General features: G+C 70.3%; 16 protein-coding genes. 4 read left to right on the top strand and 12 right to left on the bottom strand.

What is annotated here, in order from left to right; all coding sequences use genetic code 11:
• The first annotated feature begins 161 nt into the window (after positions 1-161).
• Positions 162-2,519 (top strand): hypothetical protein, encoded by a 2,358-nt coding sequence (locus AC6JA9_RS13060; RefSeq protein ID WP_267697098.1) that lies wholly within the window; start codon positions 162-164, stop codon positions 2,517-2,519.
• Between the two features lie 129 nt (positions 2,520-2,648).
• A complete protein-coding gene (locus AC6JA9_RS13065; protein WP_267697097.1) occupies positions 2,649-2,954 on the top strand; it encodes a hypothetical protein in 306 nt (101 codons plus the stop codon).
• On the opposite strand, the gene AC6JA9_RS13070 is transcribed toward AC6JA9_RS13065, so the two are convergent.
• From AC6JA9_RS13070 to AC6JA9_RS13125, 12 genes are read right to left on the bottom strand one after another with little or no spacing between them, the layout of a single operon-like run.
• On the bottom strand, positions 2,951-7,777 hold the full coding sequence (locus tag AC6JA9_RS13070) for an amino acid adenylation domain-containing protein (RefSeq protein ID WP_497959832.1): 4,827 nt from the start codon (positions 7,775-7,777) through the stop codon (positions 2,951-2,953). The genes AC6JA9_RS13065 and AC6JA9_RS13070 overlap by 4 nt on opposite strands.
• A 57-nt stretch (positions 7,778-7,834) precedes the next feature.
• Positions 7,835-9,235: an adenylate-forming 2-oxoglutaryl-ACP ligase AmcH gene (gene amcH / locus AC6JA9_RS13075; protein WP_408891113.1), complete on the bottom strand. Its 1,401-nt coding sequence runs from the start codon at positions 9,233-9,235 to the stop codon at positions 7,835-7,837.
• A gap of 6 nt (positions 9,236-9,241) precedes the next feature.
• The gene (gene amcG / locus AC6JA9_RS13080; RefSeq protein ID WP_408891112.1) at positions 9,242-9,805 is read right to left on the bottom strand and encodes a cispentacin moiety biosynthesis protein AmcG; all 564 of its coding nucleotides are present in this window, start codon (positions 9,803-9,805) and stop codon (positions 9,242-9,244) included.
• Positions 9,802-10,923 carry a cispentacin biosynthesis acyltransferase subunit AmcF gene (gene amcF, locus AC6JA9_RS13085; RefSeq protein WP_408891111.1) on the bottom strand — a complete coding sequence of 374 codons (1,122 nt, stop codon included), beginning with the start codon at positions 10,921-10,923 and terminating at the stop codon, positions 9,802-9,804. Before amcF ends, amcG begins: the two co-directional genes overlap by 4 nt.
• Entirely contained in the window at positions 10,917-11,447 is a 531-nt protein-coding gene (amcE, locus tag AC6JA9_RS13090) for a cispentacin biosynthesis cyclizing decarboxylase AmcE (RefSeq protein ID WP_408891110.1), read from the bottom strand. The genes amcF and amcE overlap by 7 nt, the downstream gene beginning before the upstream one ends.
• A complete protein-coding gene (locus AC6JA9_RS13095; protein WP_141332068.1) occupies positions 11,396-11,833 on the bottom strand; it encodes an acyl-CoA thioesterase in 438 nt (145 codons plus the stop codon). Before AC6JA9_RS13095 ends, amcE begins: the two co-directional genes overlap by 52 nt.
• Positions 11,830-13,224, bottom strand: a complete 1,395-nt coding sequence (gene amcC / locus AC6JA9_RS13100) for an amipurimycin biosynthesis protein AmcC (protein WP_408891109.1) — start codon at positions 13,222-13,224, stop codon at positions 11,830-11,832. Before amcC ends, AC6JA9_RS13095 begins: the two co-directional genes overlap by 4 nt.
• Complete coding sequence (gene amcB, locus AC6JA9_RS13105) at positions 13,221-13,493, bottom strand: cispentacin biosynthesis acyl carrier protein AmcB (protein WP_046712357.1); 273 nt, start codon at positions 13,491-13,493, stop codon at positions 13,221-13,223. The genes amcC and amcB overlap by 4 nt, the downstream gene beginning before the upstream one ends.
• Entirely contained in the window at positions 13,486-14,484 is a 999-nt protein-coding gene (locus AC6JA9_RS13110) for an NAD(P)H-quinone oxidoreductase (RefSeq protein ID WP_223748899.1), read from the bottom strand. Before AC6JA9_RS13110 ends, amcB begins: the two co-directional genes overlap by 8 nt.
• 4 nt (positions 14,485-14,488) lie before the next feature.
• Positions 14,489-15,019 carry a MaoC family dehydratase gene (locus tag AC6JA9_RS13115; RefSeq protein ID WP_267697090.1) on the bottom strand — a complete coding sequence of 177 codons (531 nt, stop codon included), beginning with the start codon at positions 15,017-15,019 and terminating at the stop codon, positions 14,489-14,491.
• 30 nt (positions 15,020-15,049) lie between these two features.
• On the bottom strand, positions 15,050-16,282 hold the full coding sequence (locus AC6JA9_RS13120) for an aminotransferase class I/II-fold pyridoxal phosphate-dependent enzyme (protein ID WP_223785277.1): 1,233 nt from the start codon (positions 16,280-16,282) through the stop codon (positions 15,050-15,052).
• Between the two features lie 31 nt (positions 16,283-16,313).
• Positions 16,314-17,180: an HpcH/HpaI aldolase/citrate lyase family protein gene (locus AC6JA9_RS13125; RefSeq protein ID WP_223748902.1), complete on the bottom strand. Its 867-nt coding sequence runs from the start codon at positions 17,178-17,180 to the stop codon at positions 16,314-16,316.
• A gap of 558 nt (positions 17,181-17,738) precedes the next feature.
• Between AC6JA9_RS13125 and AC6JA9_RS13130 the strand changes: the two genes are divergently transcribed.
• Both AC6JA9_RS13130 and AC6JA9_RS13135 read left to right on the top strand, forming a co-directional pair.
• Positions 17,739-19,577: a bifunctional metallophosphatase/5'-nucleotidase gene (locus AC6JA9_RS13130; protein WP_223785278.1), complete on the top strand. Its 1,839-nt coding sequence runs from the start codon at positions 17,739-17,741 to the stop codon at positions 19,575-19,577.
• Between the two features lie 149 nt (positions 19,578-19,726).
• Positions 19,727-20,938, top strand: coding sequence for an erythromycin esterase family protein (locus tag AC6JA9_RS13135; protein WP_408891108.1), 1,212 nt, complete (start codon positions 19,727-19,729; stop codon positions 20,936-20,938).
• The last annotated feature ends 107 nt before the right edge of the window (positions 20,939-21,045 follow it).

Here is a 21,045-nt window from a genome sequence, read left to right on the forward strand (position 1 = left end):
CAACTCCCGCCCGGGGATGCGCGTGTGGCCAGGGGCCTGGTCGTCTGCTGGCCCAGGTGGGAGTCCGTGGGTCTCCCACCTCGCGTTCAGTTCCCGCCAGCCTTCAGGACGCTTCCACTATGCCGGGGCTCCCCCGGCCTCGCTGTAGTAGGTTGGTGTGAATGGTACGTACTTCTGTGCTGGTGTTGATGGGGTTGTGCATCCTCGCCTCCGCCGAGGCCTTCGCCGCGCCTCCGGAGCCCGGCGCCGCGAAGTCCATCGCGGAGGCCACGAAGAAGGTGGAGTCGGCTCGCGCGGCGCTCGCGACGGCCGTCCAGAAAATCGAGGTGGAGCCGCCGCGCAACGCGGACCTCGACGCCGCCGTCGTGGCGGTGGAGGCGCTGAAGGACGCGCTCAACGCGGGGGCGAGCTTCGAGACGGAGGACCTGGAGTACGCCAAGCTCGTCCTCGCCGCGCGCAAGCAGCTGCGCACGCAGCGTGAGTACGTGGACGAGCGCCGCGCCAAGGTCCACATCCACGAGTTCCGCCGCCGCATCGACGGCGCGCTCGCGCCCCTGAACGAGCGGATGGCGAAGCTCGTGAAGGAGGACTCCGGCTCCAAGGGCATGGACGAGGCGCGCGCCGCGGTGGATGGGCTCAAGAAGCTGGCGGAGGAGGGGCGGCCCTTGAAGAGCCAGGACCCGAAGTTCGCCCAGTACCTCACCGAGGTCGACGCGACCATCGCCCGCCACGAGAAGACGCTCGACGAGCGGTGGCTGCAGCAGTCGGCGCAGAAGCAGCGCGGGCTGTTGGACGAGAGCCGCAAGTCGCTGGCGAACGCGCTCGCCGAGGTGAACAAGGCCTGGTCGGACGAGAAGTTCTCCGCGACGGACAAGGCCACGGTGGCCCTGCAGAAGACGCTCGACGAGGGCACGCCGCTGGAGGCGCGTGACAAGGCGTACCGCGCGGAGGCGGACAAGGCCCGCGCGGAGATCACCCAGGCGCGGCGCCGGATGGATGAGCTCGTCGTTCAGGCGGGTGTCTCCCGGGTCAAGGTGGAGCTGGAGCCCGCGCACGAGGAGCTGCGCGCGTCCGCCAAGGCGCTCCGGGCCCGCCGTCCGACGCCCGAGCAGCTCGCCGAGGCGAAGACGGCGGCCTTCGTCGCGCGCAAGCTGGTGGACAAGTACGAGCCCCAGGCGGCGAGGAGCCAGGCCATCGGCCAGTACCTGGGCGAGGTGAAGAACACGCTCGTCGAGGTGGAGGTGGCGCTCCAGGTCCGCACGCTCGACGCGGCCCGCGCCGAGGTGGTCCAGGCCCTGCGCAACGTGGAGAAGCGGGCCGTGACGCCCGAGCAGTTCGAGGAGGCCAAGACGGCGATGGTCGTCCTGGAGAAGACGCTCGAGACGGTGCACGTGAAGAACCCGGCCATCAGCCCCTCGGCGGCGGAGGCGCGGCAGCTGCTCAAGGACGGCCGGGCGACGATGGAGCGGCGCCGGTACGAGGTCGACCTGACGCAGCAGCGGATGAAGGTGGACGAGGCGCGCAAGAACGCTGCGGCGCTCGTGACGCAGATCCAGAAGGAGTCTCCCACCCCGGCGCAGCTGCAGGAGGCGGACAACGCCGTGAAGCAGATTGGCGTGGTGCTGGAGGCGGGGGCCGCGTTCGTGAAGAAGGACCGCGACTACGCCATCTACGCCAAGGAGACGAAGGAGCGCATGGCGGAGCTGGCGGAGCGGATCAACCGCCGGAAGATCGTCCTGTCCGCGGCGGACGCCCGGGCGCAGCTGGCCACGCGACTGGCGCTGACGAAGGAGAAGCTGGAGGCGGCCAAGAGCATCTCCGCGACGGACGGCGACGTGGAGACGGCGTCGAAGGGCGTGGACGAGGTGATGCAGTTCTTCGAGGCGAACGCGGCGCTGGAGCGGCAGGACGCGGGCTACGCGGCGAACGCGGAGCGGGGGCGCGCCGAGTGGCTGAAGCTGGTGGAGGCGCTGGAGTTCGCGAAGCAGGCGAGGGCCTTGCGGCAGCTGACGGGGGAGGCGCTGACCGCCGCCGGCAAGGCGTTCGCGTCGGCGGCGTCCACCAAGGATTTGCGCAAGCGCAAGGAGCTGTACGCGAGCGCGGCGGAGAAGCTCCGGGCCTGCCAGGACGAGGGCGCGAGGATGGTGAAGGAGAACGCGAGCCTCGCCGGGGTGGACGTGCTGGTGGAGGGGATTCCCACCCGGCCGCAAGACGTGATGGCCCAGTGCGCGCAGACGGCGGAGGCGATCCAGGCGCCGCAGAAGAAGGCGGACGTGGAGCTGCGCTTCCAGGAGGGCCAGCGCAAGGCGTATGACACCGCGAAGGCGCTGCTCTCCAAGGGCAAGAAGCCCGAGGCGCTCGCGCAGCTCAACGACTGCATCGCGGAGGGGCGCATCCTGGAGAACGGGTACCCCGACTTCAAGGACCAGAAGTTCGACACCGGCAACGGCAGCATGAGCATGATTGAGCTCATCCAGCTCTGCGCCAAGGAGCGCAAGGCGTTGCAGGCCTCGCACTGAGCGGACAACCCCTGTTCGGGTTCATCCAGACCCGGTCGGCACCCGTGGCCGGCCGGGTCTTTCCTTTTCGAGCAGGGGGGCCGCTATCATGGTCGCGCTGTCTGGACATGACTGCTTCCCGGAGGTCACATGCGAAGAGTGCCTTGGATGGGTGTCTCGTTGCTGGTGGCGGGTGTGTTGATGGGATGTGGTGGGGTGGAGTCAGAGGCGCCCGCGCCCGCCGATGCCACACAGGAGCAATCCCTCGAGCCGAGTTGTCCCTCGGGATACACCTCGCTCTATCTCTGGCAGTGCAGGCGACTGGCGGCACACACCGCGCCCTGCAACTACGCCGGGCCCGGGAACTACAACGTCCTGCATCTGTATTGTGAATCGGGCTCGGCGTCCTACGACGCGGGCCCGACGAGCACCTACGCCTGCGGGGATTGCTTCTAGCCCGCGCGCGTTTCCGGTCCCAGGCTCGCATCCGGGTCCGCCAGCGCGGCGTCCAGCGATTCCAACAGCTCCGCATGGATGCGCGCCGCGGTGGTGGGCTCGAACAAGTCGGTGTTGAACTCCAGGATGCCCGAGAACCCCTCGGGCGTCTCCGTCAGCGCCAACGTCATCTCGTAGGTGACGGAGCCGCGATTGACGGGCTCGTTGAGGACCGTGAGCCCCGGCAGCTCCAGCGGCGCGGTGGGTGCGTTCTGCAGCACGAACATCACCTGGAACACGGGCGGGCGGTTGGCGGGCAGCTCCACCCCGAGTGAGGCCATCACCTGGTCCAGCGGGACCTCCTGGTGGGCATAGCCCGCCAGGGTCTCCTCGCGCACGCGCTGGAGCAGCTCCCGGAAGGCGGGGCGGCCCTGGAGGTTGACCCGCAAGCACAGCCCGTTGACGAACATCCCGATGAGCGGCTCCAGCTCGGGACGGAGGCGATTCGCGATGGGCGAGCCGATGACCACCTCCTCCTGCCCTGCATTCCGCGCCAGCACCGCGCCGAAGACGGCGAGCAACGCCATGAACGGCGTCACCTGCTCCTGACGACAGAGCGCATTCAGGGCCTGGCTGCGCTCCACGCCCAGCGCCACGGTCAGATTGCGCCCGTTGAACGTCCGCACCGAGGGCCGCGGCTTGTCCGTGGGGAGGTCGAGCCGCGTGGGCGCTCCGGCGAGCGCCTTCTGCCAGAACCCCAGCCGCTCCTTCAGCTCCGCCCCGGACAGCCAGTCGCGCTGCCAGGCCGCGTAGTCGGGATACTGGATGACCAGCGGCGGCAGCCCATGCTCTCCCCCCGTGACGCTGGCCGTGTAGAGCCGGCCGAGCTCTCGCGCCATGACGCCCATGGACCAGCCATCCGCCGTGATGTGGTGCATGCAGCAGAACAGCAGGTGCTCCTCGTCCTCCAATCGGAGCAGCATCCCGTGGAGCAGCGGCCCGCGCGTCAAATCGAACGGACGCAGCGCGGACTCCAACATCAGGCGTCGCGCCTCCTCCTCGCGGTCCTCCCTCCCTCGGAGGTCCACCTCCCGGAAGGGGAAGTCCATCGATGCATGGAGGTGCTGGAGCGGCACTCCGTCCTCCTCGGAGTAGGTGACTCGCAAGGTCTCATGTCGGGCGATGAGCCCCTGGAACGCCGCCTCGAGGTGCCGCGCCTCCAATCGTCCCTTCAACCGGAACGCGCGCGGGATGTTGTAGGCGCTGGACTCGGGAGCCCGCTGGAAGAACCGCCACAGGCGCTCCTGCGCGAACGACACCCGCAGGGCTCCTTCCCGGGACACCTTGCGCAGCGGAGGCACCGGCCGCGCGAGCGTTACGGGAGGCTCCGCGCGGGAGACGTGCCTGGCCAGGTCCGCCACCGTGGGCGCCGCGAACAACGTGCGCAGCGAGACCTCCACTCCCAGCTCGGCGCGCACCCGCGAGACCACCTGTGTGGCCAGGAGCGAGTGCCCACCCAGCTGGAAGAAGTTGTCGTGGATGCCCACGCGGGCCATCCCCAGCAGGGACGCCCACATCCGGCACAGCGTCTCCTCCGTGAAGGTGCGTGGGGCCTGCTGCGTGGAGGCATCTCCCTGGGGCGCCTCGGGCGAGGGCAGGGCCCGCCGGTCCACCTTGCCGTTCGGCGTGAGCGGCAACGCGGGCAGCACCGTGAAGGATGTCGGCACCATGTGCTCGGGCAATCGTTCCCGCAGCCACGCACGAAGGGACGACTGCGCGGGCGCCTGTCCCCGCGACACGAGGTACGCGGCCAGCTTGCGGTCCCCTCCCACCTCCAGCGCCACCACCGTGCAGTCCTCCACGGAGGGGTGCTGCCGCAGCGACTCCTCGACCTCGCCCAGCTCCACGCGGAAGCCGCGAATCTTCACCTGCAGGTCGGCGCGGCCCAGGTACTCGATGCGGCCGTTGGCGAGATAGCGGCCCAGGTCGCCCGTCTTGTACAGCCGCCCGCCCGGTTGGGTGGTGAAGGGGTCGGGCACGTAGGTGCGCGCGGTGAGGTCCGGACGATGGAAGTAGCCACGGCCCAGCCGCTCACCCGCGACGTACAGCTCCCCGGGGACACCGATGGGCACCGGCCTCAGGTGCTCGTCCAGCAGGTAGACCGGGCCGTTGGTGATGGGCCGCCCGATGGGGACGGGGTGTCCGAGCGGCGGCGGTGAGTCGATGGCGTGGAAGGTGGAGAAGACGGTGCATTCGGTGGGGCCGTAGCCGTTGAGCAGCCGGCGCGGCGGCCCGTGTCGGAGCACCTCTCGCAGCGCCAGCGGGTCCGCGGCCTCGCCTCCGAACACGAGCGTGTGCACGTCGCGGAACGCCTCCGGAATCTGCCGCGCCAGCAGGTGGAGCACCGCGGTGGTGACGAACATCACCGTGATGGCCTCGTCCCGAATCTGGGCGGCCAGCTCGTGAGGCTCACGCGCCGGGTCCGCGGTGATGCCGACCAGCCGGGCCCCGTTCAGCAGCGCCCCCCAGATTTCGAAGGTGCTCGGGTCGAAGGAGGCGTTGGAGGCCTGGGCGACGCGGTCCTTCGGCGAGAAGCGCACGAAGTTCGTCTGGAAGAGCAGGGCCGCGATTCCTCGATGGAGGATGGCGCTGCCCTTGGGCCTGCCGGTGGAGCCGGAGGTGTAGATGACGTAGGCGAGGTTGTCGGAGCAGACGCTGGAGACCCCCGGCAGCTCGGAGCACCGGGCGATGGCCTCCCGTTCCTCGTCGATGCGGACCACCGGCCCCGCGAAGGGGGGCAGCTGCTGGAGCCTTGACCCGTGGACCAGGAGCAGCGAGACGCGGGCGTCCTGGAGCATGAAGGCCAGCCGCTCGGTGGGATAGGAGGCCTCGAGCGGAAGGTACGCGCCTCCCGCCTTGAGGATGCCGAGCATGCTGACGACCAGGTCCACGGAGCGCTCGACGCACAGACCGACGAGCACCTCGGGCCCCACACCGAGTGAGCGCAGGTGGTGGGCGAGCTGATTGGAGCGCGCGTCCAGCTCCCGATAGGTGAGGTCCTGCCCGCCGTAGGAGACGGCGATGGCGTCCGGAGTCCTCGCGGCCTGGCGCGAGAACAGCTGGTGGACGCAGACGTCCCGGGGGAAGTCCGCGGAGGCGCTGTTCCAGTCGCGCAGCACCTGGTTGCGCTCGACGGGCGTGAGCAGGGGCAGCGCCGAGAGCCTCTGGTGCGGGTCGGCGGCCACCGCTTCGAGCATCACCTGGAGGTGCCCGGCCATGCGCTCGATGCGTGCCTCGTCGAAGAGGTCCGTGTCGTACTCGAAGGTGGCGCGCAGGCCCTCGGCGCTCCTCGCCATGTAGAGGACGAGGTCGCACTTCGAGGTCCCCGTGTCCGTCTCCCACGGCTCCGCCAGGGCGGAGAGCTGGAGTGAGGCGGACGGGTCCTCCTCCAGCGCGGGCGCCTTCTGCAACACGAACATCACCTGGACGAGCTGCGCGTGGCTGAGCGTGCGCTCGGGTTGGAGGGACTCGACCAGCTTCTCGAAGGGGAGCTCCTGGTGGGCGAAGGCTCCGAGCGTCGTCTCGCGCACCCGCGCGAGCAGCTCGGTGAAGCGGGGGTTGCCCGACAGGTCATTGCGCAGCGTGAGCGTGTTGACGAAGAAGCCGATGAGTCCCTCGACCTCCGGCCGGATGCGTCCGGAGATGGGCGAGCCGACGAGGAGGTCCTCTTGTCCGGAGTAGCGGTGGAGCAGGGCGCAGAAGCCCGCCAGCAGCGTCATGAAGAGCGTGGCGCGCTCCTGGCGGCAGAGCGCATCGACGGCCAGCGCCGTCTCCTCGCGGATGTGGAACGTCCGCCGAGCACCCCGGAAGCGCTGGAGCGGCGGACGGGGGCGGTCCGCGGGGAGTGACAGGAGGGCGGGGGCTTGGGCGAGTCGCTTGCGCCAGTAGGGGAGGAGCCGCTCCTCGGCCTGCGCGGGCAGCCACTGTCGCTGCCATGCGGCGAAGTCCGCGTACCTCACGGGCAGCTCGGGGAGCGAGGACGACCGGCCGGCGGCGAAGTCCTCGTAGTGGGTCCGCAGCTCGCGCAGGAGGACGCCCACGGACCAGCCGTCGGACACGATGTGATGCATCGTGAGCAGGAGTCGATGCTCCCGTGCGCCGAGCTTCAGCAGGGTGCCCCGGATGATGGGGCCGGTGCGGACGTCGATGGGGGTGTGCGCCTGCTCCGTGGCGAGGCGCGATGCCTCCTCCTCGCGTGTGTCCGCGGAGAGGTGGCCCAGGTCGATGACGGAGAGCGGGAAGGCGCCAGGAGGCGAGATGCGCGCGATGGGGCCCGACTCGGTGGAGGCGAAGGTGACTCTGAGCGACTCGTGGCGACGCAAGACTTCGTCGAGGGCCCGCTGGAGCACGCCGACGTCGAGCGCGGAGGTGATGCGATAGGAGAGGGGGATGTTGTGGGTGGCCTGCCCGGGGTGGAGCTGCTCCATGAACCAGAGCCGCTCCTGCGAATAGGAGAGCGGCGCTTCACTCGTCCGGGCACCCGGGCGCAGCTTGAGGTCCATGCCGGAGGCGGTGGCTCCTCGTGAGGCGTCGATGGCCGAGGCGAGCTGCGCGATGGTGGGCGCATCGAAGATGCTCGGCAGGGGCAGGCGCAGCTGGAATATCTCGTTGATGCGCGAGACGAGCTGGGTGGCGATGAGCGAGTGGCCGCCGAGCTGGAAGAAGTCGTCGTGGACGCCGACCTGCTCGACCTCCAGCAGCACGCTCCAGAGTTCGCACAGGACCTGCTCCGTCTGGGTGCGAGGTGACTGATTGCTGCCGGTGTTCGCGGAGGCGAGCGTCATCGGAAGGGTCCTTCTCGGGTGGGACGGGTTGGGGGCGACGTGCGTGGCGTCAGCCGCTCACTTGTGCAGGGCGGCGGTGCTGCCGTCGGCGGAGACGACCTGGATGCGTCGGGGGCGCTCGGCGAGCCGCAGGAGCCGCGAGAGCGCCTCGGACACGTGCTCCAGGGGTCGGCCCTCGTCGGCCACGGTGAGGATCATCTCGTAGTCATCTCCCTCGGTGCCGGAGACGACCTGGGTGCGCGCCGTGAGCACTCCCGGGAGCGTGGTGGCCAGGCGCCGCACGGAGGCCATGCAGATCTTCTCGCTGCCGCGGACGAGGAAGTCGGAGAGCCTCCCCTGGAAGTACAGGTAGCCATCCGCGTCGATGTCGAAGATGTCGCCGGTGGCCAGCAGCCGGGGACCGCGCCACGCGTGCAGCTTGTCGCCCTCCACCAGGCCGATGCGCCGCTTCATCAGCGTGTCCGAGGAGACCAGCAGCTCCTTCTGCCCCCCGGGGCCTCGGGGGACGAGCGACACCTGCGTGCCGGGCAGGGGCCGTCCCACGGAGGCGTAACGGTGCGGGGGCTCCGCGTGGGCCGAGAGGGTCGCGACCCGGGGACCGGCCTCGGACAGCCCATAGGTGAGGTACAGCTCTCCGCGTGGACGCAGGCGGAGCAGCTGCTCCACGTGCTCGGGGGAGAGGACGTCGCCGCCGACGCCGAGCGAGCGCAGGCTCTCGGGGAAGGCGCCGCCTTGCTGGAGCAGCGCGCGCACCAGGAGGGGCGTGAGGGCGGACACGGTGATGGCCTGCTCGGCGAGCAGTCGCAGATAAGCCGTGGGCTGGAAGGGCGGTCCGCTGATGACCAGGTCCGCGCCGCGGAGCAGCGAGGCGAAGGCCTGGGCCACCATCGAGTACGAGTAGTAGAGCGGAAGGTTCACCAGCACGGTGTCGCCCGCACGCAGGCCCACTGCGTCCGAGTGACGACGGGCGTTGCGGAAGAGCGCCTCCAGGTCGAACACGCAGCCGCTGGCGAAGCCCGACGTGCCCGAGGTGAGCAGCACCATCTCTCCAGGCTGGGCGCCGGGAGGTTGTGCCTCGGAGAACAGGGCGACCTCCGCTCCACCCAGGTGGAAGCGGTCCACATCCCGGGCCAGGGGCGCGGGGCGGCGCATCGTCACGAGCGCGCGTGCCGGGAGCGCCTCCACGAGGGCTTGTTGTCGCAAGGCGGGCGCGGAGGGTGATACCAGCGCGGGCACGCCCCGGGCGGCGAGGATGGCGAAGAGCTGCGCGAGCAACTCCGCTCCGTTCGGCAGGGCCAGGAGGACGACATCGCCGGGCCTCAGTCCATGGGCTCGCCACGCCTCCGCGAGTGGCTCCACCCGGTGCCGCGTGGACGTGCCTGTCTCACAGGTCAGGTCCCGGACACGGTCCAGGAACGCCTGGATGGAGGAGAGCGGGATGTCAGCGAGCTCGGTCATGGGGCATCACCTGGAGAACAGAAGGGACTGGACCAGCCGCGCCGGGTCCACGGGAGGACCTTCGCCACGTGAGAGCACCACGCATGCGGCGCGGGGCTGCTCGCCGGGCACCGAGGCCGCCGTCGCGATGAGCGCGTAATCGACGACACCGCGCGTGAGCCAGGCCGTGGAGAGAGACAGCGCGAGTCCGGCGCCCTCCGCCACGGGCAACGTCAATGCCAGCGTCGGGCCGCGAATCCCGTGGACGATGCACGCCAGCCCCGTCGGCGCGCTCGGCGGCGCGGCGGGGAAACGGATGGGCGATGCGAAGCCACGCAAGGCTTCCCTGGCGGCGCTCGACATGGCCTCCGGCGGCGCCTCGGGGCCCACCTGGATGAGCGAGCACCGGTCCGCCGAGGCGCGGAAGTCCTCCCCCAGCGACTCGAGGACCTCTCCCACCGCGAGCACCAGCGTCCACGCCATCGGGTCCGCGTAGCGCACGGAACCCTTCACCCGCGCCACGTAGGGGTTCGCCCCGCCACCGCGGGCCCGCGCGCCGCCACGGAGCACCAGTGAGGTCGTCGGGTTCATCGCGCCGCCTCGAAGACGAGCGCGGTATCGAACCCACCGAAGCCGAGCGTGAGGCTCAGGCCGAGCCGCTCCTCGTGCCGCACCGGCCGCCCCACGGGGAGCGGGCAGGGGAAATCCTCGTCCGGCTGCTCCAGTCCGACGATGGGCGGCACCACGCCCTCGCGCAGCGCGAGGATGAGGGCAATCGCCTCCATGGCCCCCGTGGCCCCCAACGTGTGTCCGAAGGCCCCCTTCGTCGCGAAGACACACGGACGCGGCCCCGTCCCGAAGAGCGCCCGGAACGCCTCCGCCTCCGCGCGGTCGTTCGCCGGCGTCGCCGAGCCATGCGCGTTGATGACCCCGATGTCCCGAGGCGACACCCGCGCGTCCTGCAGCGCCCGCTCCATCGCCAGCCGCGCCCCCATCGCCGCCGGGTCCGGCGACGTCATGCTCGCCGCGTCGTTGGCCGAGCCCGCTCCCCGGAAGAGCGCGAGCAGCGAAGCCGAGCGTGCCCGCGCGTGCTCCAGCGACTCCAGCACGAGGAACCCCGCGCCCTCGCCCAACAGCATGCCGTCATGCCGCGTATCGAAGGCGCGCGAGCGGGTGGGGGACATGGTGGAGAGCGCCGAGTGCGCCAGCCGCTTGCTCGGCGTCATGACATCCACCCCGCCGCAGACACACACCTCCGCGGCGCCGGAGCGGATGAGCTCCGCCCCGACGAGGAGGGCGTCCGCCCCCGAGGAGCACGCCGTGGAGAGACTCACGGGCCGCTCCCGCGCGCCCACCGCCCGAGCCACCTCGTCCGCCCAGGCGTGGAGCGGCGCCGTCCACTCCCCCTCGTCGTCGAGCCACGCGCCCAGGCTCGTGCCCAGGACCAGCCGCGTCGCCTCTCCGCTCGCCTCCAGCCCGGCCTCGCCCACCGCGCGACCCAGCGTCTCCACCGCGAGCCGCCGCAGTCGCGGCGCGGGGCCCTCCCCACGCGAGGGAATGACCGCGGCCAGCGTGTTGCGAAGCCGATGCGGAGAGGCCACCTCGACGAAGCCGTGCTCACCCGCGAGCAATCGCCGCCACACGTCGTCGAGCCCATGGCCCAGGGCCGTGCTCCACGCGGCCCCTGTCACCGCGACGGGCGCTACCATAGCGGCGAGCCCAGCTCGGAGACCTTGGCGCGGATGAGGCTCGCGCGGAACGCCGCCACCCGGCGCGTGCCCACCATCGCCTTGCCCGAGTAGACGAACAGCCCTCCGGCGAGCCGGTTCACCTGGACGCGCAGCACCACCTGGTCCCCGGGCACGACGACCTGGAGGAAGCGGCTCTCCACCGAGCCGATCAAGGTCAGCTCGTCCTCGGCCAGGGGCGAGGTGCTCATCTGGTAGAGGATGATGCCCGCCTGGGCGAAGGCCTGGATGAGGTTGCTGCCGGGGTAGATGGCGCGCTCGGGGAAGTGGCCCGCGATGCAGTCCAGGTTCCCGGAGATGGAGACGAGCGCCTCCAGGAAGCCGCCCGGCTCGTGGTCGACGATGCGGTCCAACAAAATCATCGGGTGGCGGTGCCGCAGCCACTCGCGCAGCGCGGTGAAGCCCAGGGGCCTGGGCTGACGCTCCGCCTTGTTCAGGGGGACGGGGACCGCTCGAGGGCGCTGCTGAGGTTCGGGGGAAGGCATGTGGGGTCTCCGCTCTCACGATTGACGACAGCCAGGTCCAGACTTCCGGAGGCGAGCAGCACCGGCTCGGGCGCGGGGCCCTCGCGGTAGACCGCCACGCCCAGCTTCAGACTCGCGGGGCCCACGTGCTCCAGCCGGGCCTCCAACCGCAGCCAGTCCTGGAAGCGCGCGGCCTCGCGGTAGCGGATGCGCAGCTCGCGCACGCGCAAATCCAGGCCCTGCCCCTCCAGCTTCACGAGGTCCGAGCCGCGCCGCTCCAGCTCCTCCAGCGCCGCCGTCTCCAGCAGCGACGCGTACCGCGAGAAGTGCACGACGCCCGACGCATCGGTGTCCACGTGCTCCACCCGGTGGCGCCGGGGCGCTGACGCGGGTGACTCAAGCCTCATGGCCCCGCCTCCACGAAGCGCCGCGCCCCTTCGCGGATGCGCTCGACGATGCGGCGCAGGTCCTCGTCGTTCGCGATGAGCGGCGGGGCCACGCGCATGGCGGGGAACAGGTAGCGCAGCCCGTGGGAGCGCCTGCCCGCGCCCGCCATGAACTCGACGAAGACACCCGCCTCGAGCAGGCACTGGCGCAGCCGGGACAGGCCGTGCGAGGCGCGCTCGGTCAGCTCGACGCCGTTCATGTAGCCCTGTCCCCGCACCTCCAGGAACAGCGCCGGGAAGGCCTCCACCACGTCGCGCCGCAGCCGCTCGCGCAGCTGGGTGCCCAGCGTGCCCGCCCGCTCGATGAGGCGCTCCTCGGCGAGGTAGCGCAGGCCCGAGCGCATCAGCGCGCACGTGAGCGGACGCAAATCGGAGGTGGACACCGCGCCGCTCGGGCGCACGGTGAGCTCCCGGCGCGCGATGACCATGGACGTGGAGACCGCGCCCATGCCCAGGCTCTTGCCGATGACGGTGACGTCGGTGGGGATGGGCCCCTGCTCGTCGGTCATCGCGAAGAAGCGGCCCGTCTTCGCGAAGGTGAGCACCTCGTCCGCGACGAGGAGCACGTCGTGCTCGCGGCACAGCGCCGCCAGCCTGCGCAGGTAGCCCGGCGGTGGGACGAGGATGCCCGCGTCGCCCTGGATGGGCTCGACGATGACCGCGGACAGCCTCGAGCCCTGCTCGGCGAAGAACCGCTCCAGGAGCGCCGCCTCGCCAAAGGGGAGGAAGGCCACGTCCAGGCCGAAGGGAGGCTCGGCGCCCGGCAGCGGCAGGCCCAGGCGGTAGTGTCTGCGATTGAGCAGGGGGACCAGCCCTCCCGTCCAGCCATGCCACGCGCCCTCGAAGGCGAGCACCGTCCTGCGCGCCTCGCGGCCCGCCTTCGCCGTCAGCCGTCGCCGGTCGAAGCCCGACTCCAGCACCAGCCGCAGCGCGAGCTCCAGGCCCTCCGAGCCGGAGTTGCGGCCGCTGGCGTGGTAGTCCCGGCCGGGGAAGCGGTCCGCCCAGCGCCCGCCGGGGCCGAACAGCTCCTCCAGGAGCAACGTGCGCTCCAGCGAGCCCAGCTCATCGGTGACATAGCCGCGCTCGAGCCCCTCGCGGAACGCGGGCTGGAGACACGGGTGCGCCGCGCCCAGGCACGCGCTGGCATAGCCGCCGCTCGCGTCCAGCACCTCCAGCACCTGACCGGCGCTCTCGCCCTCCAGGGGCACCATGTGCTGGACGAGCCCTCGGGCCTGGAGGGAGACGAAGGGCAGGCGCCCGCCGCCATAGTGGTCCATCTGCAGGGCCTGGCCCGCGCGCAGGCGCTCCAGGTCCGCGGGCGCGAGGCTGCCTCCGGGCGCGGGCGCCCTCACCACGCACCTCCCTGGGCCGCGGTCTTCAGGCCCACGATGAGGGACACGAGCTGGTTCACCGTGCGGAAGTTGTCGGTGTTGAAGTCCTCGTCGGTGATGCGGACCTTGAACACGTCCTCGCAGAGCACGCGCAGCTCCAGGAACCCCACCGAGTCGAGCCCGATGACGGACTGCAGGCCGTCGTCCTCGCCAATCTGCTCCGGGGGCAGCTCCACGAACAGCTTGTCGATGAGGATCTGCTTGATGCTTGCCGTCAGCTCTTCATGCATGGCTGTCATTCCTTTCCAATGTGAGAACGAGCTTCCCGATGTTGCGGTTGGCTTCCATCTCTCCCAGCGCCACGTTCACGTCCTCCAGGGGATGCCGCGCGTGGATGACGGGGCGGAGACCGCCCATGGCGAGCACCTCCATCCATCGCCGCCGGAAGCGCGCGTTCACCTCGCGCTTCTCCTTCAGGGGCCGCAGCCGCAGCGACGAGCCCTTGAGCCGCAGCCGGCGCTGGACGATGCGCAGGAGGTCCACCTGCGCGGACATGCCGTCGAGCAGCCCCACCAGGACCAGACACCCCTCGTGCGCCAGCACGCCCAGGTTGCGCTCCAGGTACGCGCCGCCGATGAAGTCCATCACCAGCGGGACGCCCTCGCCTCCCGTCAGCCGGAGCACCTCCTGGACGAAGTCCTGCTCCCGGTAATCGAACACCGCGTCGGCGCCCAGCGCGCGCACGGCCTCCACCTTCCTGGGCGTGCCCACCGTGCAGTACGTGGTCGCGCCCACGTGCCGGGCCATCTGGACCATGGTGGTCCCGATGCTGCTGGCGGCCGCGTGGATGAGCACCGCCTGGCCCCGCCGGAGCTGTCCCAGGGTGAAGAGCGTCTCGTTCGCGGTGAGGCAGGACTCGGAGGTGGCGGCGGCCTCGGCGAAGTCGAAGCCGGCGGGGATGGGCAGCGCCATGCCCTGGTCCAAGAGGCAGTAGTCGGCGAACCCGCCTCCCTCCACCACGCCGAAGACGCGCTGTCCCCGGGTGAAGCCCTTCACGTCCTCGCCCCACGCCTCCACGGTGCCCGCCACCTCCACGCCGGGGATGGCGGACTGTCCTTCCGGCACGTGGTACTCGCCCTGGCGCTGGAGCAGGTCCGCGCGGTTGAGCGCCGTGGCGTGCACCTTCACCAGCAGCGCCTCGCGCGTGGGCACGGGCCGGGGCACCTCCCGCAGCTTCACCACCTCCGGCCCACCGAGGCCCTCGAAGACGACGGCGCGCATGGCGTCAGTACCTGGCCCTTTCCTCGACGGCGTGCGCGCGGGTGGGGACCAGGAAGCTGCGCTCGAAGGAGAGGAACACCTCGCCCTGGGAGGTGAGGCCCACCGTCTCGCAGGTGATGATTCCCTCGCCGGCGCGGCGGGTGGACAGCCGCGCGGCGAGGATGCGGCTCTCCGCGTAGAGCGTGTCGCCCGCGAAGACGGGGCGGGTGAGGCGAATCTTGTCCCAGCCCAGGTTGGCGGTCGCGCGGCCGCTGGTGCTGCGCACGCTCATCCCGCAGACGATGCTGAAGGTGACGAGGCTGGAGATGAGCGGCCGGCCCCACACCGTCTGCTCGCAGTACGCGGCGTCCAGGTGCAGCGGGGACGGATTCATGCACAACGTGTTCATCAGCACGTTGTCGGCCTCCGTCACCGTCCTGCCGGGGCGGTGCTCGAAGACGTCCCCCACGGTGAAGTCCTCGTAGTGGAAGCCCAGCACCTCGCGGTAGCGCTGGGGGCCGAGCTGCTTGTAACCGGTGATGGCGCTGGCGTGCATGGCGTGGCTCCTCGTCGGCGGGGGCGCGTCTTAGAAACGGGAGAGGATGTCCTGCACGTCGTCGCAGAAGACGCGGACCTGCTCCTCGCTCATGTCCGCGCGCATCATCACGCGCACCCCCGCCTCGCCCCGGGCGACGACGGGGAAGAACACTGCCGAGCAGTAGTAGCCGCGCCGGTACAGCTCCGAGGACAGCCGGATGGCGCGCTCCTCCTCGCCCACCTGGATGAGGCGGATGGGCATCCCGTTGCCCGCGTTGGGAGAGGGGAAGCGGCTGTCGAAGAGCTGGATGTTGCGCGCGAGCCGCCCCTGCAGCTCACGCAGCTCCGGCGTGCGGTGCAGCGCGATGCTGGCGAGCGACGCGCCCACCGACGGCATCTGGAGGTTCTGCGACCAGGCCAGCGGCCCCGCGTTCCGGTAGAGGAAGTCGAAGCTCTTCTCGCTGCCCAGCATGGCGATGCCGCCGGAACTGCCGAAGGCCTTGGCCAGCGAGGCGACCACCATCGTCAGGGGATTCATCTTCAGCCGCGAGCGCACGTAGCCCTCGCCGCGCTCGCCCGTCAGCGCCAGCGAGTGCGAGTCATCGATGTAGAGGAACAGGCCGTAGCGCTCCTGGAGCTGGAGCAGCCCCTCCAGCGCGATGAGGCCGCCCATGGAGTAGGCGCCGTCGGCGACGTAGGCCACGCGCGGGTACTTCTTGCAGACGTCCTCCAGGTAGTTGAGGTCGTTGTGCGGACTGGTCAGCACCAGGCTCTCATCGCCGCAGATGGGCTTGATGTAGGCCATGGAGAAGTGACAGTAGCGGTCGAACACCATGACGCGCGGCTGGCCGTCGTCGGTGAGGTGGCCGGAGGCGAGCAGCGGGAGGATGCCCGCCGTCAGGGCGCTGCAGGTGACGCCGGGCAGGGTGGGGCAGCCGTACAGCTCGCGCAGCTCCTCCTCCAGCCGCGCCATCAGCTTCAGGCGGATGCGCAGCGTGGACATGGCCAGGCTGTTGGTGCCCGCCTCCTGGAGCGCGTCGATGGCGCCCTGGAGGATCTTCGGGTGGTGGTTGAGGCCCAGGTACGAGCATGAGCAGAGCGTCATGAACTCGTGGCCCGACGTGGTGTCGACGAGGCGGTTGTTCGACTCGAAGTCCACCTTGATGCCGATGAGCCCGTTGTCCTTGGCGTGCTGCCAGCCCCGGTCCCCCACGGCGATGAGCTTCTCGTTGTTGCGATAGCGGCGGGGACCCAGGACGCTCTGCTCGCTGCTGGTTTCCATGTGGATTCCTCCTTGGGGATGGGGTGGGGTGTCAGAGGGAGCGCGACGGGGTGTCGGCCTCGCGGGGGCCGAACTCCTCGAGCGTGCGCTTCGCCGCCTCGACGAACGGGGCACCCATCATGGTCCCCTCCACCACGCAGATGTTGAAGTCGCGGGCCTGGCTCTCCTGGACGATGGTCCGCGCCTTGCGCAGCGTGTGCTCGTCCGGGGAGAAGGCCTGGTTGATGACCTCCACCTGGCGCGGGTGGACGGCGGCCTTGCCGCTGAAGCCCAGGCTCCGGGCGAGCTGGCACTCGCGGCGCAGCCCCTCCACGTCGGACATGTCGAACAGCGGCGAGTCGACCACCTGCACGTTGGCGGCGCGCGCGGCGGCGACGAGCCGGGAGCGCGCGTAGTACAGAGGCTCCCAGGCCAGCGACGCGCCGATGCTGAAGGAGTAGTCCGCGGAGCCGAACACCAGGGCCTTGAGGCGGGGCGTCGCGCAGGCGATGGCGTGCACGTTCTCCACGCCGCGCGGCGTCTCCACCAGGGCGAGCAGGTCCACCTGCGAGCAGCTGGCGCCGAGCACCTGCTCGACGATTTCGAGGTCCCGCGGTGACTCCACCTTGGGCACCAGCACGGCGTCCGGCTTGACGGCGTAGTGGCGCAGCGCGAGCAGGTCCTTCAGCCCCTCCGGCCGGGTGACGGTGTTGATGCGGATGGCGCGGCGGCTGGGACCCTTGGGCGCGGAGAAGAACTCCTCCGCCTGCTGACGGGCCGTGTCCTTGTGGCTGGCGGCGACCGAGTCCTCCAGGTCCACCAGGCTGATGTCCGCGCCGGATTGCTGTCCCCGGGCGAAGCGGTCCACGACGAGCGCGGGAGTGAACAGGATGGAGCGGCAATACCGGGTGAACTTCATGGTCGCCTCCGGAGGTGGGCCTGCCCTGCTCGCACCCGTCACGTCGCCGCCCGTGAGACTCCAGGCGGCCCGCTCGAGGCGCGATGAATCAATGCCTGTCTGGGTACTCTCGTTGCCCGGGAGGCGTCAAGAAAATCTGCAAGCAATTGCAGGGGTGGTTCGTGCTATGTCTTGATATGTCTTTCTGCATGTGAATAGGTGTATCCACGTGCTGCCATGTTTTTGTGAGACTGGATTGAGACTGGAGTTGTCAGGACCCAGGGGCGGGTAACCCGTATGAAACGGCGCCCGATTCACCGTGAATGGGTGACACGCCATGTCATCGGATGGAGGCGCTCGCACAGGGGAGCGTCTCCGTGGCCAGTGATGGCCGGGTGGCGCTACTTGAGCTCCGAGAGCAGGGCGTCCCGGGCTGGGGACCCCGTGGCGCGTGAACTACCAGGGCAAGGCGGTGTTGAAGCCCTCACGACAAGACCTTCCGGAGACGTCAGAGTAGGACGCTAGGGTGACCCGCGTCAGGCAATCCGCCTGGCACGACTCGTTGAACGAGGTCTCCTGATGCGTCTTCTCGTTCCGCTGCGCGCGTTGCGCGCCGCTTCTCTGTGTCTCGTGGGTGCCTGCTCGTTCCTCACCGCGTGTGATTCCGATGACAAGCCGCCCCGGCCCACGCCCCCCGACACCTCGCCGCGCAAGCTGACGCTGCTGCAGACGAGCGACCTGCACACCAACATCTTCCCGTGGGACTACTTCAGCGGGAAGCCCGATGCGAAGCGCGGCCTCGCCAAGGTGGCCACGCTCATCAAGCAGGCGCGAGAGGCGAACCCGGACTGCACGCTGCTGGTCGACACCGGCGACACCATCCAGGGCACGCCGCTGGGCACCTACTACGGGCTGGTGGACAACACGCCCCGCCACCCCATGGCCGTCGCGATGAACGAGCTGGGGTACGTGGCCATGGCCGTGGGCAACCACGAGTTCAACTATGGCCTGGGCGTCCTCGACAAGTTCAAGAGCGAGGTCGACTTCCCCGTGCTCGGCGCCAACGTGCGCAAGAGCGCGGACGGCACCGAGGCCTTCCAGCCCTATGTGCTCACGGAGGTCTGCGACGTGAAGGTCGGCATCCTGGGCCTCGTGACGCCGGGCGTGACGACGTGGGAGCGCGCGGAGAACATCCCCGGCCTGCGCTTCGACGACCCGGTGGAGACGGCGCGCGCCTATGTGCCGAGGATGCGGGAGGCGGGCGCGGACGTCATCGTGGTGGCCATCCACGGTGGCCCCGACAAGCAGCCCACCGGCAGCGCGAGCAACCCCGACTCGTGGCTCGCGGACTACGCGGACGAGTCGAAGTGGGCGGACCGGGGCAACCTGCCCGGAGAGAACCCGGCCGTGCAGATTGCCCAGGGGGTGTCCGGCATCGACGTGCTCCTCACCGGCCACACGCACCAGCCCATCCCGAAGATGCTGCTGAAGAACCCGGAGGGCCGCGAGGTGCTCCTCACCCAGCCCAACCGCTGGGGCAGCCACCTGGCGGACGTGGAGCTCCAGGTCACCTGGCGCGGCGAGCGGTGGGGCGTGGACACCCACGACTCCCGGCTCCACGTCGTGGACGAGAAGGTGGCGGTGGACGCCGCCGTGACGCAGCTGGCGCAGAGCTACCACGACACCACGGTGACGTATGTGAACCAGAAGATCGGCTCGACGACGGCGGCGTTCCCGGGAGGCTTCGCCGCGCGCTACGTGGACAGCCCGCTGGGGGACCTCATCAACATCGTCCAGGAGGAGGCCGCGCGCGAGGCGGGCTTCGACGTGGACTTCTCCCTGGCGGCCATCTTCACCAACGACGGCGCGCTGCCGGCCGGCGACGTCACCCTGCGCGACGCGTACAGCATCTACATCTACGACAACACGCTGTATGTGATGGAGATCAACGGCTCCATCCTCCGGCGCGCGCTGGAGATGAACACGCTCTACTTCGCGAGGCTCGACGCGGCCAACCTGCCCGAGCGGCCCGAGGGCGCCAAGGCCAGCTCCCCGGTGGTGGCCGACTACAACTGGGACCTCTATTCGCGCATCGAGTACGGCTACGACCTGACGAAGCCCGCGGGCTCCCGGCTCACGCACCTGCGCTTCGAGGGCGCGGAGGTCCGGGACGACCAGGTCTTCGTCGTCGCCATCAACAACTACCGCGCGGGCGGCGGCGGCGGGTACTCCATGTTCAAGGAGGGCAAGGTGCTGTGGACCTCCGCCGACGGCGTGCGTGACTACGTCGCCCGCTACATGCAGGCGAACCAGGGGCTGTCCCCGGACCGGGTGAACACCTGCAACTTCACGCTCGCGCCGGACCTGTACACGCGCTACTTCGCGGCCACGCTCGGCCCCGCGAAGTGCGCGCCCTGAAGCCGGGGCGCTGACGTCGGAGTCCTGGGGGGAGGCGCGCGCGGCCTGGGCGCGCTCGTCCCCCCGCGCGTGGGGGTGAGGGATTCGGGGTGGGACGTTCGTTGAGGCAGGGCGCGTCCGTGACGCGATGCCCCGGAGGGCCCACGACCATGAGAAGCGTCCTGTTCCTGTTGCTGCTCGCAGGCTGTGCCACGCCCTCCAGGCGCGCGGAGGGACCTGGCGCCACGGAGGTCGACCGCGTCGTCCGGGACCTCTGCGACAAGCGCGTGGCGCTGCTCGGAGAGGACTCCCACCACGGGAGCGCCAGGACGCTCGACGTCAAGGTGGAGCTGACCCGCAGGCTGGTGGAGGAGTGTCAGTACGACGCCTTCTTCATCGAGGCGGGCGTCTATGACTTCCTGCGCATCCAGGAGCGGCTGGACGCGGGCCAGCCCATCACCGAGGACATGGTCTCGGACGCGGTGGGGGGCATGTGGGCCAACGAGGAGGTGGCGCCCTTGATTCCGCTGCTGACGCGGTGGCTCCGCGAGGGAGCCGTCGTCGCGGGGGGCATCGACGACCAGGTCAACCGGGGCACCTACGCACAGCGGGAGATGGCTCCCGAGCTCCTCCCCGCGCTGGCGGACTCGCGGCGGGCCGAGTGCGGCGAGGAGATCGAGCGCTACCTGTCCTGGCGATACGACGACGCGCATCGCTTCACGGCGGCGAGCGCGGCGCGCATCCAGGGCTGTTGGGCGGAGCTGGCGGCGGGGGCCTCGACCTCCCGGAGCCACGGATGGATGGCGCGAAACCTGGAGCGCTTCTTCGCGCGTCAGGTGGCCGTGATGTCCCGTCCTCCTCCTCCCGAGGGCAGCCCCACGGACTGGAGCACCTTCAACGACCGCGACCAGTCCATGTTCGCGAACCTGCAATGGCACCTGTCTCGCTCACCCGGTCCGCGCAAGGCCATCGTCTGGCTCGCCACGGTGCACGCGGCCAAGGACCTCAAGCACATGGACGATGGCGGTGGGCCTCCGGTGCCCTTCGGCTCCCACGTGCGGGCGAGGTTCGGCGAGCAGGCCTTCGTGCTGGGCTTCTCCGCGCTCCAGGGGATGTACTCGCTCGCCAGCACGCCCCGCACGTACGACCTCGAGCCCGCACGCGCCGACTCCCTGGAGGCCTGGGCCCTGTCGAGCCCCTCCGCGGACAGCCGGTACGTGGACGCACACCAGCTTCGCGAAAATGGGACGAGGGTGGCCCGCGCCGTGAACTACCGCTGGATGATGGCTCCCTGGGCCACGGTCATCGACGGATTGCTCGTCTTCCGCGAAGAAGCACCACCGCGTCCGCGGGCTTTGCCGTCCTCGGCGCGCGCGGAGTGAGGGCGGGCGACAGCCGCCGCGCACGGACGGTGTGCCGCTGTCGATAACGGGCCTCCGCGACGCAATCGTCGGCCACCGCCTTCGTAGGCGCCCATCGAGGCGCCTAC

Source organism: Myxococcus sp. MH1, assembly GCF_059738865.1.

Coding starts and splice junctions, on each gene's coding strand:
- AC6JA9_RS13095 (WP_141332068.1), bottom strand. CDS start 11,833: ATGAGGCTTGAGTCACCCGCGTCAGCGCCCCGGCGCCACCGGGTGGAG.
- amcF (WP_408891111.1), bottom strand. CDS start 10,923: ATGGTAGCGCCCGTCGCGGTGACAGGGGCCGCGTGGAGCACGGCCCTG.
- amcB (WP_046712357.1), bottom strand. CDS start 13,493: ATGCATGAAGAGCTGACGGCAAGCATCAAGCAGATCCTCATCGACAAG.
- AC6JA9_RS13130 (WP_223785278.1), top strand. CDS start 17,739: ATGCGTCTTCTCGTTCCGCTGCGCGCGTTGCGCGCCGCTTCTCTGTGT.
- amcG (WP_408891112.1), bottom strand. CDS start 9,805: ATGAACCCGACGACCTCACTGGTGCTCCGTGGCGGCGCGCGGGCCCGC.
- AC6JA9_RS13060 (WP_267697098.1), top strand. CDS start 162: ATGGTACGTACTTCTGTGCTGGTGTTGATGGGGTTGTGCATCCTCGCC.
- AC6JA9_RS13115 (WP_267697090.1), bottom strand. CDS start 15,019: ATGCACGCCAGCGCCATCACCGGTTACAAGCAGCTCGGCCCCCAGCGC.
- AC6JA9_RS13120 (WP_223785277.1), bottom strand. CDS start 16,282: ATGGAAACCAGCAGCGAGCAGAGCGTCCTGGGTCCCCGCCGCTATCGC.
- amcE (WP_408891110.1), bottom strand. CDS start 11,447: ATGCCTTCCCCCGAACCTCAGCAGCGCCCTCGAGCGGTCCCCGTCCCC.
- AC6JA9_RS13135 (WP_408891108.1), top strand. CDS start 19,727: ATGAGAAGCGTCCTGTTCCTGTTGCTGCTCGCAGGCTGTGCCACGCCC.
- AC6JA9_RS13125 (WP_223748902.1), bottom strand. CDS start 17,180: ATGAAGTTCACCCGGTATTGCCGCTCCATCCTGTTCACTCCCGCGCTC.
- amcH (WP_408891113.1), bottom strand. CDS start 9,235: ATGACCGAGCTCGCTGACATCCCGCTCTCCTCCATCCAGGCGTTCCTG.
- AC6JA9_RS13110 (WP_223748899.1), bottom strand. CDS start 14,484: ATGCGCGCCGTCGTCTTCGAGGGCCTCGGTGGGCCGGAGGTGGTGAAG.
- AC6JA9_RS13065 (WP_267697097.1), top strand. CDS start 2,649: ATGCGAAGAGTGCCTTGGATGGGTGTCTCGTTGCTGGTGGCGGGTGTG.
- AC6JA9_RS13070 (WP_497959832.1), bottom strand. CDS start 7,777: ATGACGCTCGCCTCCGCGAACACCGGCAGCAATCAGTCACCTCGCACC.